Source organism: Filimonas lacunae (genome assembly GCF_002355595.1).
Lineage (GTDB): Bacteria > Bacteroidota > Bacteroidia > Chitinophagales > Chitinophagaceae > Filimonas > Filimonas lacunae.
Map to the genome: position 1 here is coordinate 5489955 of NZ_AP017422.1, position 17173 is coordinate 5507127.

At 43.1% G+C, this 17173-nt stretch carries 14 protein-coding genes; 3 read left to right on the forward strand and 11 right to left on the reverse strand.

Annotated elements, in window-relative coordinates:
• The gene (locus FLA_RS21665; RefSeq protein WP_076382484.1) at positions 1-1494 is read left to right on the forward strand and encodes a hypothetical protein; all 1494 of its coding nucleotides are present in this window, start codon (positions 1-3) and stop codon (positions 1492-1494) included.
• 35 nt (positions 1495-1529) lie between these two features.
• A complete protein-coding gene (locus tag FLA_RS21670; protein ID WP_076382485.1) occupies positions 1530-2501 on the forward strand; it encodes a hypothetical protein in 972 nt (323 codons plus the stop codon).
• A 60-nt stretch (positions 2502-2561) separates the two neighbouring features.
• Here FLA_RS21670 and FLA_RS21675 read toward each other — a convergent pair whose 3' ends face one another.
• The 6 genes from FLA_RS21675 to FLA_RS21700 all read right to left on the reverse strand — a co-directional run bounded on the left by FLA_RS21675 (position 2562) and on the right by FLA_RS21700 (position 13579).
• The gene (locus FLA_RS21675; protein ID WP_076382486.1) at positions 2562-5102 is read right to left on the reverse strand and encodes a zinc-dependent metalloprotease; all 2541 of its coding nucleotides are present in this window, start codon (positions 5100-5102) and stop codon (positions 2562-2564) included.
• A 282-nt stretch (positions 5103-5384) separates the two neighbouring features.
• Complete coding sequence (gene lon, locus FLA_RS21680) at positions 5385-7787, reverse strand: endopeptidase La (protein ID WP_076382487.1); 2403 nt, start codon at positions 7785-7787, stop codon at positions 5385-5387.
• 230 nt (positions 7788-8017) lie between these two features.
• On the reverse strand, positions 8018-8614 hold the full coding sequence (locus FLA_RS21685) for a porin family protein (protein ID WP_076382488.1): 597 nt from the start codon (positions 8612-8614) through the stop codon (positions 8018-8020).
• Positions 8615-8668: 54 nt separating this feature from the next.
• The gene (locus tag FLA_RS21690; protein WP_076382489.1) at positions 8669-10726 is read right to left on the reverse strand and encodes a putative porin; all 2058 of its coding nucleotides are present in this window, start codon (positions 10724-10726) and stop codon (positions 8669-8671) included.
• A gap of 43 nt (positions 10727-10769) precedes the next feature.
• On the reverse strand, positions 10770-11594 hold the full coding sequence (locus tag FLA_RS21695) for a purine-nucleoside phosphorylase (RefSeq protein ID WP_076382490.1): 825 nt from the start codon (positions 11592-11594) through the stop codon (positions 10770-10772).
• A 35-nt stretch (positions 11595-11629) separates the two neighbouring features.
• A complete protein-coding gene (locus FLA_RS21700) occupies positions 11630-13579 on the reverse strand; it encodes a sensor histidine kinase (protein ID WP_076382491.1) in 1950 nt (649 codons plus the stop codon).
• Positions 13580-13666: 87 nt separating this feature from the next.
• On the opposite strand from FLA_RS21700, the gene sucC reads away from it, so the two are divergent.
• Entirely contained in the window at positions 13667-14878 is a 1212-nt protein-coding gene (sucC, locus tag FLA_RS21705) for an ADP-forming succinate--CoA ligase subunit beta (protein WP_076382569.1), read from the forward strand.
• Positions 14879-14993: 115 nt separating this feature from the next.
• Here the strand turns inward: sucC and FLA_RS21710 are convergent, their stop codons facing one another.
• The 5 genes from FLA_RS21710 to FLA_RS21730 are packed head-to-tail and all read right to left on the reverse strand — an operon-like array spanning position 14994 to position 17133.
• A complete protein-coding gene (locus tag FLA_RS21710; protein WP_084206541.1) occupies positions 14994-15620 on the reverse strand; it encodes a SprT-like domain-containing protein in 627 nt (208 codons plus the stop codon).
• The gene (locus FLA_RS21715; RefSeq protein WP_144264179.1) at positions 15607-16014 is read right to left on the reverse strand and encodes a hypothetical protein; all 408 of its coding nucleotides are present in this window, start codon (positions 16012-16014) and stop codon (positions 15607-15609) included. Before FLA_RS21715 ends, FLA_RS21710 begins: the two co-directional genes overlap by 14 nt.
• A gap of 58 nt (positions 16015-16072) precedes the next feature.
• The gene (locus FLA_RS21720) at positions 16073-16327 is read right to left on the reverse strand and encodes a hypothetical protein (protein ID WP_144264180.1); all 255 of its coding nucleotides are present in this window, start codon (positions 16325-16327) and stop codon (positions 16073-16075) included.
• Positions 16278-16724, reverse strand: coding sequence for a bactofilin family protein (locus FLA_RS21725; RefSeq protein WP_076382494.1), 447 nt, complete (start codon positions 16722-16724; stop codon positions 16278-16280). Before FLA_RS21725 ends, FLA_RS21720 begins: the two co-directional genes overlap by 50 nt.
• A 13-nt stretch (positions 16725-16737) precedes the next feature.
• Positions 16738-17133, reverse strand: a complete 396-nt coding sequence (locus FLA_RS21730; protein WP_076382495.1) for a hypothetical protein — start codon at positions 17131-17133, stop codon at positions 16738-16740.
• Between the last annotated feature and the right edge of the window lie 40 nt (positions 17134-17173).

Genomic DNA, 17173 nt, shown 5'->3' on the forward strand with positions numbered 1-17173 from the left:
ATGACAGACAAACTGTTCGACAACTTTATACATGACAAGCTTCACAACCATAGTACTCCGGTTTCGGAAGGTATGTGGGCCCGTATAGAGGAAGAACTCAAAGAAGATAAAGAGGAAAGAAAAGTGTTTCTTTTCCGCCGTTGGTATTGGGCCGCGGCTATTTTAGTTTTAACCCTTTCCTCCGCCGCGTGGCTATATATGTCAGCTTCACATACCAGTGAAGTTACCGTTGCTACCCCATCGGCCAGCAACGCCGCTAGCAGCAGCACTTTCAAAGGAAGCACAGCAACAGGCGGTACTGCTATTAACGCGGGAGATGCTGATAAAATTGTCAGCAACGACCATTCCTCTACGGTTAGCAACCATGTGCCTGCGAATAGCGATAATAATACCTCCGGTACAGCTGCCCAACCCAACCAGCCAACTGTTTACAACAATACAGATGCTTCTCACAATGCTTCAGCAAACATTGACAACAGTGAGGAAAAGCCAGCAAAAGCCACGCATAACCGTTTATTCCAGCGCCGCAAACCCGTTACTAATCCTACTGACGAAGAAAGTAATACGCTCTACAACGCCTACCAGGCAAATAAACAGGTATCTGCCACACAGGAGGCCACGGCTTTTGAGCGTTTTGGTACCTTACCTTCTGCTATAGCAGTTATTAACAACCAGCAGGCAGATTACCGTACAGCGCTGCAACATAACCTGGAAGCACAGGAAAATAAGTTTACGCCTATTATACGTTGCCCCAGCGTTCGCAACCCGGTACCGAATGATTTATATATAGAAGCCTATGCTTCTCCTGATATGGTTTTCCGCAGCACTTCGGCCAATAACGGTGCCAGCAATTATATGGTAAACAGGGACAGCAGTTTATCGCTGCGTACTTCCTTTACAGCCGGCGTACGCATTAGCAAAGCACTGACCGAAAACCTGCTCATTAAAACAGGACTGCAATACTCACAGATTAATGAAGATTATAAGTATAAGCAGGAAAACGAACGTAAACAGGTAACGGTGATTACCACACACACTATTACTGACGCCAATGGCCAAACCATAACGGTGCGCGATACCAGCAGCTACGAACAAATTGGTTACCTGCAGCGGAACATTAAAAACCGCTATCGCAGCATAGACATACCGGTGATATTAAGTTATGAGTGGGGAAATAATAATTGGCGTTTTGCCACCAACGGAGGTGCTATTATTAACCTCCGTTCCTGGTATTCCGGCGAAATACCGGACACCCTTAACCAGCCTGTTAAAAACGGAAGTGGCATATACAGAAACAATATAGGCATAGGTTTATATGCCGGTTTCAGCATTATTAAATCGATTAATGAAAATACCGATCTGTTTGCCGAACCTTATTTCCGGTACAACTTATCTGATATGACACAAAAAGGTCAGGCCTTTAACCAGAAATTCAACACCGCTGGATTATCACTGGGTATACGTTATAGAATTAATGGCGGGCAACGTTATTAAACGTGTTGGTATCTGATTAATAAATGGAAGCTTGTATGAAACTCGTGTCCTGTTTTTCCTTTATCCTTATTCTTCTTCTGGGCTCCTGTAAAAAGCAGTCCTCAGAAGTTTTTGTACCTTATCCAACACAGGATACGGTATGGGGTCCTGTTGCCAGCAGTTTTATACACCCGCTGGACACCCTGTTTACTTCGGCTAATACAGAAACCATCATCGCCAATGCCACCACAGGTGGTACGTTGCATTTTAGCAATTATGCGGATGTTGTTTTCCCTGCGGGATTTGCAGCCAATAATGGCAGTGTTGTTTCGGGTAATGTAAACGTATCATTACTGTATTTAAAAAGTAAAGGTGACTTTGTGCGTTATGCAAGACCCACTTTCAGTGAAACAGATGGCTTGCTGGATAATACAGCCGCTTTTAAAGTAAGTGTTTCGCAAAACGGACAGGCATTGGACATTGCTTCGGGCAGCTTTATAAAATTACATTTCAGGATAGGTGTTCCTTTTAACTCCAATAACCAGGTGCTAAATGGTGACACTACAGTGAGTAATACCGGCAACTTTACCTGGAATATCAACACCGACAACAGCCTGCTACAACCCTTTGCAGGATCGGATAACACGGGGAATTATATTGGCTACGACATGAAATGCACGCAGGCAGGCTGGATAGGCTGTGGCCGGATAGCAGACAACAACGCTGCCGATACAGGCAAATTAGAAGTATTACTACCACCTAATTTTACCAATAAAAACAGTAGCGTGTATATAGTAACGCGCAACCAGCGTAGCGTGGTACGGGTGAGTCCTAACTTAAACTCCCGCACTTTCCGCTCAGCTAACGTTCCTACCAAAACAGAAGTGATACTGATCGTTGTAGGAAAGGTAAATGGCAACTATTACACCGATGCTATTACCTTTACCTCTTCCAACTGGCAGCTGGCCAAACCTAAACCGCATAAGTGCAGCCAGCAGCAGATGCTTGATTTACTGAATGCTTTATAAAACAACATAAATGTAAAACGCCCCGAACAATGCCGGGGCGTTTTACATTTATGTTGTTTGTTACCAGCTATCTTCTTCAAACATCGCCGGCATTCCAATAGGAGCGCCAGGGGGCATTTCTGCTGCCGGAACAGGTTGAAATTTATCTGGTTCCTGCTTAAAGGCTTCTATTTGTGAAAGCCCAAACAGCAAATTGGCTTTGTATGTTCTTTCTGCACCAGGTAGTTTGGCCGTCATCCACTCTTTCAGTTCCTCTATCTCTAATAAAGCCTCGCTGCGTACATTTTCGGCAGTTTTAGTATTAGCAGCCAGTTGTAACAGATATTTTAAAGTAAGGTTATTCACCAGCATCTGTAACTGACCATGATAACCACTTGCAGGAGTAGTTTTCCATGTTTTATTCAACAGCTTATCTACTATATCCAGAAAACCGGGTAAGTTATTGTTACGGGCATGATATTCAATTAACCGTGCAGCACGCTCTTCATTTAATAAATAAGACAAGGTAGTAGCTGCTGCCGACTCCGCTGCTGCAATAGGATCAAAAGCAGGACCGGTGTTACCGTGGAAGGATTCAATGGAAGCAGGATACCCTGAAGGTCGTGGAGGAATTTTACTGATCAGTTTTTCCGGTAAGGCCAGTGCTTCCGGCGTTACGGTATTTACCAAAGCGTCAAAGGCTTTCCATTGTGTTGCAGGCTCTACCATGCGGGTAATTACCTGGCCATCATTTTTAACAGCATGTGTAAAATACAAGCCCCCTACCGATTTGGCTACCGCTTCTACCTGGTACCGGTGTAACAGGTAAACAGGCACCAGCACTTCTTCCAGGGTGGCCATAGGGGCATCTTTTACAATGGCCTTTTCTGAAAAGTTATCCAACACATGCCGGCGCACTACCATTATCCGGTTTAACTCATCTATCGGATCAACCCCGTCATCCCATTGGTGTGAAGAGGGGTGCGCACCACCACCCACATCCGGAATGAATATATGCCCTTGTTTCAGCGTTTCTTTCATAATAGCATCCAAGGCTGCATTTTCATTGGTACCAGCAGGAAAATCCTGGTAGCCCCATATAATGGCGCGTTTATCCCATGTGCCTATACCTTTGGCATAAGCATCAGATACATCAATAGCACCATTGGTTTGTAAGGTAAACCGGGGGAAAGGATAGTCCATTACTGAAGCACGCTCTTTAGAGCTGGATGAAAAGTTATGAAACAAACCAAGGGTATGTCCTATTTCGTGTGCAGATAACTGGCGCAGTCGTGCAAAAGCCAGTTCTTTCATTTTGGAAGAAACCGGTTTGCCCTCTTCATAAGGTTGCAGCAGGCCTTCTGCTATCAGGTAATCCTGCCTGTGCCTGTCTGAACCCAGAGTAACTACACCTTTGATAATTTCACCTGTGCGGGGATCAATGTAAGAAGAGCCATAAGAGAAAGCTCGGGCAGGACTGCCAGTACGATCTACCCAGTTAACAACATTATACCGGATATCCATAGCATCTGCATCGGCCGGCAGTTCTTTTACCTGGAAAGCATTTTTATAGCCTGCCGCTTCAAAAGCCTGGTTCCACCACGAACCGCCATCTATCAATGCCTTTTTAACTGGCTCAGGAGCGCCCCGGTCTATGTAATACACAATGGGTTCAACGGCTTCACTTACCGCCGCTGCAGGATCTTTTTTCTGTAACCTGTGACGCCGGCTGAAGCGTTTTACCATAGGCTCATCAATAGGAGCGGAAAAGTCCATATAGCTGAACAGGTTAAACCCGGAACGGGGATCAAACTTTCGTGGATGGTAATTGCTATCGGGCAATGCCACAAAGCTCTGATGCATATATACTGTAACAGCATTTACATCAGGCGCTATACCCGGTGCGCCACCACCATAGTTAAATGCCCCTGTAGTGCTGCCACCTGTAAAAGTGATTAGCGATTCAAACTCTGTATTGAGCGGGAAATTTCGGGTGTTAGGCAAATACACTGCCGAACGGGTTTCATCCACTTTGTAACCTGCACCACCGCTTGCCGGAGTTGCAGAACGGGTGTTGCCACCGCCACCTCTGCCACCGGAAGCCAGCTTATCACCTATTTTCTGGCTATCCCGGATAAGAAAAGGTGTAATGTCTACCAACACCTTATCCCCTTCTAGTGCTACCGGTAAAAAGCCCCACAATACCGAACCCGCAAAAGCTTTATCTACTGTATTCTGCTCATCGGCAGTAGCTCCCCGGTAGTTGTAATTACATTGATATAATAACACTTTGGGACCTGCTTTTACAAATTTGGTGATTACTGCGGCGGCCTGCCCCCTTTCCGGCCCGCCGTTACCTACACCACCAGGCAATGCATTAAAGTACAGGAATTCTTTTCCGTATTCACTGATTTCGAGGTACACTTTACCACTCTTTTCATCGTAATAGAAGTTGTAATACCCTTCATACTTTTTGTAATTCTGTGTAAAGGCGGTAATACCCGGCAAAGGCTTTTCTGTTGATTTTGCGGGAGCTTCCATACTACCTCCCGGCTTGTTTTGCGCTTGTGCTGCCAATGCGCAAAACAAAGCCCAGCTCATTAGCTTTAGTTTTGTTTTCATGTGCAATATTGTTTTACCAATATCTGAAATTAAGGATTAGGATACTGAGTTAGTGAGCTAATAGGTAGGATGGCCATGTAAATAGCCTGAGTAAGACGGCTCTTTTGATCAACCCAAAAACTGCAGGAGAGAAAACGATGGGTATTATAAAAAATAAACTCCCCTATGAAAATAGGGGAGTCTTTTAACCCTTAAAACAACCAACATGAAAAAAATCTTATACCAGTTATTACAACCTAAAATGGATTTGGTTGCACTCCCGGCTGTTTTTTTCACGTAATATTATACCAGTGCCAGTTCCAGCACTTGCTGCATTGTTTTAACGTAATGGAAATCAATTCCTTTTATAAAATTGCTGTCAATCTCATTCACGTCTTTTTCATTCTGCCAGCACATTACAATCTCTTTTAGCCCGGCTCTTTTGGCTGCCAGTACTTTTTCTTTAATCCCTCCTACTGGTAACACCTGCCCGCGTAGGGTAATTTCACCTGTCATAGCCAGATAGGGTTTTACCTTACGTCCCGTAAAGGCAGAAGCCAAAGCCGTAAGCATGGTAACGCCGGCACTAGGACCATCTTTAGGCACAGCTCCTTCCGGAACGTGGATGTGAATTCCTTTTTGTGAAAACACTTCGCTGTTCAGCTGTAACTTCTTAGCATTGCTTTGCAGGTAGCTTAAAGCAGTAGCAGCACTTTCTTTCATCACATTACCCAGGTTACCCGTTAGCTTCAGTTCGCCCTTGCCTTCGCTCAGCAAGGTTTCGATAAACAGGATATCCCCACCTACATAGGTATAGGCTAAACCAACAGCCACACCAGGCATATTGGCGGTTTTGTATATCTCGTTGCTGTAACGTGGCGAACCCAGTATTTTTTCTACATCAGCAACAGTAAGTGTGCTTTTGATCTTTTCTTTAATAGCATACTCTTTAGCCTGATAACGCATAATGCTGGCCAGCTGTCTGTCCAGCTCGCGCACACCACTTTCACGGGTATGACTTTCAATTACCTTCTCCAGCACCTTATCTGCAATAGTAAGCGTTACATCCTTTAAGCCATGCGCTTCTTTTTGCTTAGGCACCAAATGACGTTTAGCTATTTCCACCTTCTCTTCTACAGCATAACCGCTCAGGTCTATAATCTCCAGTCTGTCGCGTAAAGCGGGCTGTATGTTTTGCAGGTTATTGGCAGTAGCAATAAACAATACCTTGCTTAAATCGTATTCCAGCTCCAGGTAGTTATCGTAAAATGCATTGTTTTGTTCAGGATCTAACACTTCCAGCAGGGCACTGGAAGGATCGCCTTTAAAGTCGGTACCTATCTTATCAATCTCATCCAGGATCATTACCGGGTTAGAAGTTTTCACCTTCCTGATATTTTGTAATATACGACCTGGCATTGCCCCGATATAGGTTTTACGATGGCCACGTATCTCGCTTTCATCATGTAACCCACCAAGGCTTACCCGAACATATTTGCGACCTACTGCATGGGCAATACTTTTACCTAAAGAGGTTTTACCAATGCCCGGAGGGCCTACAAAACACAGGATAGGGCTTTTCATATCTCCTTTCAGCTTTAACACTGCCAGGTATTCCAGTATACGCTCCTTAATCTTTTTCATGCCATAATGATCGGCATCCAGCGTGTCCTGAGCGTGGCTTAAATCATAATTATCCTGCGAATATTCTTCCCAGGGCAAATCCAGCATTAAGTCCACGTGATTATATACTACCGAATAATCCGGTGTGCTGGGGTGCATACGCTCCAGTTTTTCAATACCGGTTTTAAACATCTGCTTTGCAGTTTCCGGCCACTTTTTCGACTCCGCCTTTTTCTTCAGTTCGTTTACTTCACGGTCGTTGCTATCACCACCCAGCTCGTCCTTAATACTTTTCAACTGTTGTTGTAAAAAGTATTCACGTTGCTGCTTATCTATTTCAGTGCGTGTTTTGGTGGTTACTTTATTCTTTAGCTCAGCAAACTGCAGTTCGCGCTGTAACAGCTCAGTTAATCTTTCTGCTCTTTGCTTTACATCATCTGCTTCCAGTAATATCTGCTTTTCTTTCAGCTCGCTGTTTAAATTGCTGCTCACGAAATTGATGAGGAAAGAAGGGCTTTCGATGTTGCGCAGGATAATAGCCGCTTCGGCAGGCATATTAGGCGACAACTGTATAATCTGGGAAGCGAGGTCTTTAATGGTTACTGTATACGCTTCAAAGCTTTCATCTTCCGGTAATACATCTTCCGGCAGCAAGTCTACTTTAGCTCTGAAATAAGGCTCTTCTTCCACAAAAGAGGTTACTTTAAAACGTCTCTTGCCCTGGATAATGATGGTAGTGCCACCATCGGGCATTTTTATCATTTTTACTACGCGGGCAACCGTACCCACATCGCATAAATCGCTTAAACCGGGTTCTTCAATGCTTCCATCTTTCTGCGCCAGCACACCTACCAGCTTACCACCTTTATAAGCGTCGTTTACAGCTTTAATGCTTTTATCTCTACCTACCGTAATAGGCAGCACCACGCCAGGAAATAATACAGTATTGCGTAAAGGCAGTAAAGCAAGTAAATCGGGGATTTCCAGGTTTTTATCCAGATCGCTTTCAACTTCGTTAATGGGTATTATGGGCAGAAATTCGGTATCATCGTCTCCCTTTAGAAAGAATTGATTATTATTCATATACTCCGGTTCTAGTGGTCAAAATGTCATTAAGCCGCTGTAGGTGCACACCTAACAGGCAGAAGTATATGGGGTCAATTAAAATGCCAAAGGGAAGTAAAGGGAAATTTTATACCAAAAATGGCAGATCAGCAGATGATAAAACGGAACAACCGGAAACAATAGGTAATGAAGTGAATCAGGCACCTTTTGCTTCCGGTTGATTATTTCCGGTGAAAAATCAATATTATTTATAGAATACGTAAGCCTACGCCTAATTGTAATTGCTGATTTTTCCATTTATCCTGTGAGGCTACATCACCTACATCAGATAAACCAATGTTGTAACGGCCATAGATACGTAAAGCGCTTAAGTTTACCTGCGCACCAAAAGCCAATGCAAAATCGCCTGATTTAAAAGCATCACCGGCATTTTGTAAAGTGGTTTTATGGTTGTTTAACAGAATGCTGTATTGTGGACCAGCATTTAAAGTTAATAACTTCCCTGCATTGATACGTAAAAGGATAGGAATGCTCAGGTAGTTAAGATGAATGTTATCACCTGGTTTAAAAATATCACTGGTTTGATTGGTTACTTTGGTGTTGGTTTGGTTAAACAACAACTCTGGCTGAATACCGATGGTTTTATTGAAATCAATTTCGGCAAAACCACCAAGATGAAAGCCCAGTTCATAACCATCTTTAAATCTTACCCCATCTAATTTTCCCAGGTTAGCACCTGCTTTGGCGCCCAGATGAAAGCCTTGTGCATTACCTGCTATGGCAAGCATGGTAACTGCAAATACAGAAAAAGTGAAAGATAATACGCGTTGCTTGTACGTTTTCATATAAGTTGTTTTGCAACTACAATTTCAAAGCCTGTGCCAAACGCGTAATTAACTCTAATTCACGAAGTTCCACCATATGCCATATCTGAATACCATGCCACGTTGTGGGTAATGTTGTGCTGCAAAATTGTATTTGCTAAACGAGAAGCCCTGAGTAGGGTCGAAAGTGTTGATATTTTCCAGGCGTAAAAAACCTTTAAAGCTTTTGATACGAAAATGCAGAAACACATTAATATCCGGCCGGTTGGAAGTGGTCCAGCTATTCTGGTAAAAGAACTGGCCGGTTAAGGGCGAGTAGCTGTCGGCCTTATAAGGCAAGTAGTAACGTAATTCCATACCCGTTGCCAGGAACAGGTTTTTAAAGAAGTTTCCTTCATACACCAGCCTGTTGGTAGTATAGGCCAAAGGCACGTTTACAGGAGCATCCCCTGTTTTTTGCTGCAGGTGAACGGTAGTGTACCAATGCCAGTATTTGCTTAGTTTAAACATTTTTTGAGCGCTTACATGTAGCAAAGTAAACAAAGAGGTATCCTGGTTGGCATTGATAAAACCATCAAAATAAGTATAGTTGTTTAACAGGTAAAAATCGCCTGTTAAGCGCAGCTGTATGGCAGGTATTTCCACATTCGCAAATAAGCGGGTGGTATTCTCTTTTTTGAAATTGATACCTGAAAGAGAAGGAAATGACGACGTGTTATTATAGATGTAAGAAGGCGTGCGGTTTACGTTTTGAAATCCTAGCTGAATAGAGCCGATTTTAGCACCCAGTACACCTTTGATACTAGCCTGGGCCGAATAATCACCGGAATATGCTCCTGTTAAATACAACCTGGCCGCCGCCGCAATATCCCAACGCTGGTTGCGCGTGCGGTTACGATATTCCGCATCGCCATATATGTTGTTGAAGGATGTTCCAAAAGTGGTATCTCCACCATAATACAAAAACTCCCCTTTCATGGTCTGGTAACCTGCACCCAGTTTTAAAAACTGGTTAAGATTGTTTTTTTCAGGAAAGGAAATGATAGAAAATTCATTGGTAAGGCTCTTCCACGAATCTTTATACGTTAACGGATTGCTGGTTACCAGCAGGTTAAAATACTCAAGATAATTGGCTTGTATAGGCTCGTTATCCTTGAACTGGTAATGGGAAGAGTTATAGTTTAAAGTATGTTGAAAACGAATACGCGGATAAAAAAGACGTACTACGCTGGAATCGGTAACAATAGAATCTTTTTGCCCCAGATCGTACATGTGGCGATATAAAAAGGTAACATTGTTATACTGCGTACTGGTTCCGATATCAGAACTAAAGAAATTTTTAGAAGATGCTGTTACATTGTTGGCAAGCCTGGTGGCTACCGTAAACGGATCACTTAACGATTGTGAAGAAAGACTGCTTACCGCTGTATCATTTTGTACGCCCCCGTTTTCGCCAGACTTAATGGTATTGGTAATGAAAATAAGGTAAGAAGTATATCTTTTATTCTTGCTTTGGTAAAAGGTGTTAAAGCGAATGTTGTTGTGGCTGGTATTCTGACTTTTATAGGAACCCGGCGAGTTGATAAAACGATACTCAAACGTGAAATTAAAATTCGGCTTTCTGTTTTGAGTATGCAGCACACCTATGGTTTGTTCCGATTTACTCCCCAGCATATAAGCCAGCTCGGTATACGGCCGTGTTGTTTGAAAAAAACGGGTATCGCTTATTTTATACTGGTAAATATCATACGCATGAAAGCCAGCATCAAAGCCAGCCTGCATATTGGGCAAAAACGTGAGTGAATGTGTGGCATTGCCATAATTACCTAAATCTACATAATCATACGGCACCGGGTAACGGGTAGTAAAATCGTTTAAAGAGGAATCTATTTTACGGGGCCGTGTAGAATCGTAAAATCTGTAAGAAATAGTGATAGAATCTTCCAGCGGATCGCGGTGCTGTAACGAGTCGTTTCCTTTCTGTTTTTTAATAGGTCTTCCCTGGCTATCGTAACTGATAGAGGAAGTATCGCTACTGGAATAGTTACTGATCTGACCATTTACGACCTGTGTAACAGCCAGCATGGCTATTACACAACATACAAATTTTACCAGGCGACTGAGGTGTGACATTGCTTGCAAAATAAAACGAAACCTGTAAATGAAATGGTAAATACTAAATAGCAGCCACCAGTTCTCTAAACAGGGCTGTAAGTTTTGGTTCTGCTTCTTTAGCAGCGGCCAGCACTTCTTCGTGTGTAATTACATTTTCATCTTCACGAATGCCTAAATCGGTAATAACACTTACGGCAAATACCTGCATGCCTGCATGTATGGCCACTATATTTTCCTGTACGGTGCTCATGCCCACGGCATCACCGCCCACTGCTAATATTAAACGGTATTCGGCTTTGGTTTCAAAAGTAGGGCCGGTAACTGCCGTATATACACCTTCTTTTAAATCAATATTCAAACGCTGGCCTATAGCACGCGCTTTAGCCAACAGGTCTTTACTATAAGGTTCGGTCATGTCAGGGAAACGGGTACCCAGCTCGTCTTCATTTTTACCTAACAGTGGGTTAACGGTGAAAAAGCTGATGTGATCGTTAATTAACATCAGATCGCCCACTTTAAAAGTTTTATTCACCGAACCTGCCGCGTTAGACAATAACAAGGTTTGTACACCTAACAATTTCATTACACGTACGGGAAAAGTAACCTGCTGTGCAGTATATCCTTCATAAAAGTGGAAACGGCCGGCCATTACCAGCACTTTCTTGCCACCTAATTCACCAAATAATAACTTTCCGCTATGGCCTTCTACAGTACTTACCGGGAAATGAGGAATTTCGTTATAGGCAATTTCATGCTCTACTTTAATTTCCTGGGTAAAATTGCCTAAACCACTGCCCAGCACAATTGCTACCTGGGGAACCTCTTTATAACGACTTTGAATAAAATTTACGGATTCACGTAGTTGCTGCATTAATTGTGTTGCCATGCGGATATACTGTTAGGGCGCAAATATAAAGAAACTTACCCCTGCTTAACAGGCAAAATAATATAGAAGGTAGTGCCTTTGCCCTCCTCCGACTCAGGATAAATGATTCCCTTATGGTTTTGTACAATTTTCCTGCACAAACTCAGTCCTATACCCGCTCCCTGGTACTCTCCCACCCCATGCAGGCGACGGAAAATTTCAAATATCTGGGCGCTGTATTTAGGATCGAAGCCTATTCCGTTATCGGTAAAACGGATCTCATAATATAGCTGCCGCTCGTTGGGCAGATCGTATTTTTCCAGTTCGTTACTATCCACCATGCGGGACGAAACAGTAATGTAAGGCGCTTTATCGGCACGGGTGAACTTAAGGGCATTGCTGAATAAATTGTAAAACAACTGATTCATTTGCAACGAATTCGCCGCTATCAACGGCAACTCAGACAATTTAACATGAGCTCCTTTTTCAGCTATGGACAACTCAAAATCAGACATCACGTTTTGCAATACCACATTAAGATCGGTAGCTACAAATTCGTTTTCTGTTTGCAGTAAACGGGAATATTCCAGCAGGTCTTTAATTAAAAGCGACATCCGGTCGCTTGACTTAATAATACGTTGTAATAAAATACCCGCTTTATCCGGAAAGCAGTCCATATCGTTCAGCATTTCCGAAAAAACGCGGATCTTCCGCAACGGTTCCTGCAAATCGTGTGAAGCCACATAAGCATATTGTTCCAGCTCCTGATTCGATTGCTGTAAACGAAGGTTGGCTTTTTGCAGTTCCAGGTTGCTTTTTTTCAGTTCTTCTGTACGGGCAGCCACCTTATCGGTAATATCTTCTATGATGCTGATAAAAACATCCGGTGTACCATCCGCTTTACGCACCAGCGACGAACTGATCCTCCCCCATACCACTCTTCCGTCTTTAGTATAATACCTTTTATCTACTACAAACGAAGGAATATCTCCTTTTATCATTAACTGCACAAACTGCTTATTCGAAGCCGTTTCTTCGGGGTGGCTAATCTCCTGCAGGTTTACATTATATAACTCTTCCGGCGTATAGCCCAGCATTTTACAAAAAGAGCGGTTCACCATTTGAATATTGGCCTTCGGATCTAAAATCACCACACCTACCGCCGCATTTTCAAAAGCAAGCCTGAATCTTTCACTCATGGTGGTCAACTCCGCATCTTTCCTTTTTTCTTCTGTAATATCATAAGCTACGGTAACCACGTTTTCGGGTTGCCCGTTCTTATCCAGTATCAGCGAGCTGCTGCTTCTGACAAACACCACCTGGCCATCTTTTCGGATATAGCGCTTTTCTACTTTAAAAGAAGGTATTTCTCCTTTTAGCAAACGCGCTACCAGCTCGCTACAATGTGGTAAATCATCCGGATGCGTCAGTGCTGCAAAACTTAATGTAGTCAATTCTTTTTCGGTGTAGCCCGTAATGCTGCAATAGGTTTGATTGGCTTTTATGAAAATACCATCGGGCGTAGAAAAGAAAATACCTGCCGCTACACTGTTAAACACCGATTGAAACCGCCGCATCTCCCGATGTTCTGCCGCTTCTTTTTCTTTAATGGCCGAAACGTCGGCAGCAGTACCTATAAAAAGTTCGGGAACGCCATCAGCATTAAAAGAACATTTACCCCTGGCCCTTATCCATATTGTAGCGGCGTCGTGCGGACTGGTAAAACGATACTCCATTAACACCGGTTCTTCCGGCTGTATCCCTGCTCTTTTATCAAGCGAAGCATAAACAAGTCCACGATCATCAGGGTGAATACATTCAATAAATTGTGTCAGAGATACTTCTGGCTGGGGCCAGTGAAAAAGCTGCATACATATATCATCCCATTCCAGCGTGTTGCTGAGTGGAAATGCCCGCCATATGCCCATACCAGCGGCATGAAGGGCCTGCCTGGCTTTATCCTCCGCATCCGGCTTCATTTCATTTTCTTCATTTCGGGTACGCATTAATCAAATATCCGTATTAAAACTACTAAAATGTCTTTTTTCATTTCCCGCCATCTGCCCTATCTTCGCCATCAAATTTTTTACTGTATGAACTTGCATGAATACCAGGCAAAGGAATTATTAAAGAAATACAATGTTCCCGTACAGGAAGGCATTGCAGTAGATACCGTTATGGCCGCTGAAGAAGCGTATCGTCAAATTAAAACACAGACAAACAACAACTTTGCTGTGGTTAAAGCGCAGATACACGCCGGTGGTCGCGGTAAGGGCAAAATAGAAGGTAGCGAACAGCGCGGTGTTGCTGTTGGTAAAAGTCTGGAAGATGTATCCACCATTGCTAAAAACATTTTAGGTGGTACACTGGTAACTATTCAAACAGGACCAGCCGGTAAAAAAGTAAGCAAGGTATTAGTTGCTCAGGATGTATACTATCCAGGCCCTAACCCTGTAAAAGAATTTTACCTGTCAATTCTTTTAGACCGTGCTAAAGGCCAGAACGTAATCATGTACAGCACCGAAGGTGGTATGGACATTGAAGAAGTGGCACATAACACACCTGATAAAATTTTCAAAGAGTGGGTACACCCATCCGGCGGCTTACAAGGTTTTCAGGCACGTAAAATTGCTTTTAACCTGGGCTTAAGCGGCGAAGCTTTGAAAAGCTGCGTAAAGTTTGTTACTAACTTATATAATGCTTACGTTGGTTTAGACTGTGGTATGTTAGAAATTAACCCACTGTTCAAAACCAGTGATGAGAAGATCATTGCAGTAGATTGTAAAATGAGCCTGGACGAGAACGCATTAATGCGTCATTCTGACCTGGCTGCTTTACGTGATATTTCAGAAGAAGATCCTACTGAAGTAGAAGCTGGTCAGTTTAACCTGAACTACGTAAAACTGGATGGTAACGTAGGTTGTATGGTAAACGGCGCCGGTTTGGCAATGGCTACTATGGATATGATTAAATTAAGCGGTGGCGAGCCTGCTAACTTCCTGGACGTAGGTGGTACCGCTAATGCACAAACCGTAGAAGCTGGTTTCCGCATTATCATGAAAGATCCTAACGTTAAAGCAATTCTGATTAACATCTTCGGCGGTATCGTTCGTTGCGACCGTGTTGCTGCCGGTGTTATTGAAGCTTACAACAAACTGGGTGACATCAACATTCCTATCATCGTTCGCTTACAAGGCACTAACGCTGCAGAAGCTAAGAAACTGATTGATGAGAGTGGCTTAAAAGTACAGTCTGCTATCCTGTTAAGCGAAGCGGCTGACTTAGTAAAGCAAGCTGTTGCTTAGTAGCAAGTATATTACTATAGAAAAGGCCCGGAGTGTTGAGCTTCGGGCCTTTTTTGCGCTTATACTTTAATAACTTTTGTTGCGGGTTATTTATACCGGGCTTTTACTTCTTAGCCTAGCCCTCCAACACCTTCACCTCACTAATAGGGCTAAATGTATATAAATGCCCTGTTTTCACTTCCAGGCAGATATATCTTTTCCTGCGCTTTTCTCCCTTTTTAAATACCCGCCCGTTGTCTGTTTGAAAAAGCGCGCCTTCCGGCAGGGATTCCAGCAAATGATATCCTTCCCGCTGGCGGGCATTATACTTACGTAACACCAGCAGCAACTCCGTTTCGCCACTGGCTGTGGCGGCAGGATTGAGGATGGAGCTGCGCAAGGCAGTTTCTATATCCGGCGGAAACAGTTTATGCTGCACAAATGTTACCAGCAGATTGCTGTAAACACCTTTCCACTCTTTGCCATGGGCATCTACCCTGTTGCCAAACTCTTCAAACGTAAGCAGGTGTGCCAGCTCGTGCAAAAGCGTAATGAGAAACTCGTACTTGTTTAAATTACCGTTGATGCTGATACGGTGATTTTTGCCATGCGTGGCATGGCGGTAGTCGCCCAACACGGTTTTACGTGCCCGGGTAACAGTAAGATGCACTTTATAATTGTGAATGTACTGTACTACTTTATCAAAACTTCCTTCCGGCAGGTAGGCTGCCAGGGCCTGCATAGGGTGTTCAGCGGCTGCCATTTTTTTCGTTATTCAACCGGTAAGCCCCTGCCACCTCTACTATAGTATATATAACATACAATGCCATACACACCATAATGGCATATTTGCTTCTGGCTTTTCCTGAGAAATAGATATAAATTAAAGCCGCACCTGCTATGGAAAATAATTTCAACACAGTAGCTCCCATAATGCTTCTTACAAAGGCATGCGGATTTTCGGCTTTGAGGGCCCGGTAGTGCATCATGGCACTAATGGTAGCCAGCAGAAATAATAACCCGTTTCCACCCTGCACCACATTAGGCGCAATCTGATGTTGCAATAATTTATCCTGGAAATACAGGCATAATCCATTAACAATAACAAAAATGGCTATCAGCGGCAAAAAAGTATTGCGCATTTTTAATCGGTCCATGATACAAACTAAAAAATCAAAAAGTGAAAAGTAAAAATCTGATGTCAAAAATAAACTTTTACTTTTCACCTTTCGACTTTCGTTCTGTGTCTTTTATCACCTTAACAATTACCGCAATAATTACCAGTAAAGGTAATATCCAAACCATTAACGGAACTTTTGCTACCATCCACCTGTCTAGTCTTATACCTGCCCACACCGCTACTCCCAGTGCTGCCAGTAATTGAAAAGCCAGGCCTGCATATAACCACAATAAACGATGGTTATTCTGCGACGGCGGCAATTTTTCTTTCCGTTTGCTGGACTGTTGCATTTTTGTCAGTTAATAATTCCACTACCTGAGAAGAAGTGGCGCCTGGCATAGAGCATTTACCGTTAAAGTTTACAGTAGGCTCCATAGATAATTTGCCGGTATGAATATCGCCATTGATAACAGCATTATTGCGTAATGTCACCTGCTCTTTCACCTGTAAATTACCGGTTACCCTGCCTGTAATGTCTACCTGCAATGCAAATACGTTTCCTTCAACTTCACCATCAACTCCAATGACCACTTTGGCTGTGCAATGCACATTACCGATCATTTTACCGTCGATACGAATGTCGCTCTGGCTGTTAATCTCGCCTTGAATGGTCATTCCAGACCCAATCATACTGGTTTTTCCTGAAGAAATCACTGGCTCTTCAGCTTTGTTTTTAGGGGCAAACATAGCTTTATGATGTTTAGTCGTTTAGATATTCAGCCTTGGGTACGCTGATTGCGTTTGTATCTCGGGGTATAGATGTGTTTCCGGTCATCACCTTTCTAATATTATCAAGATATTGGTCTTTCAGTCGAATAGATTGCTCCAGGGAATCGGTTCTTATTTTTAATACCTGTAATTCAGTACGGCTTTGCCTGCTGCCATAACCAGGAATGTAAAATTTTAAGGGCGTTAAAACCAGTAAAGCCACTGTAAAACTTACCAGCAATACAAAAATCACACTCATTCCAATGTATACACTCAAGCGCGATAGCTTAAAAGTAACCACCTCCTCGTACGTATCATCATTCATTACCACCAGCCTGTAGCGATTTCTCAACCGTCGTAGGGTAGTTTGTGTTTCAATCTTAGCCATGCGTTCAAATAAGCGTAATAAAGATAACGACTTAACCGTT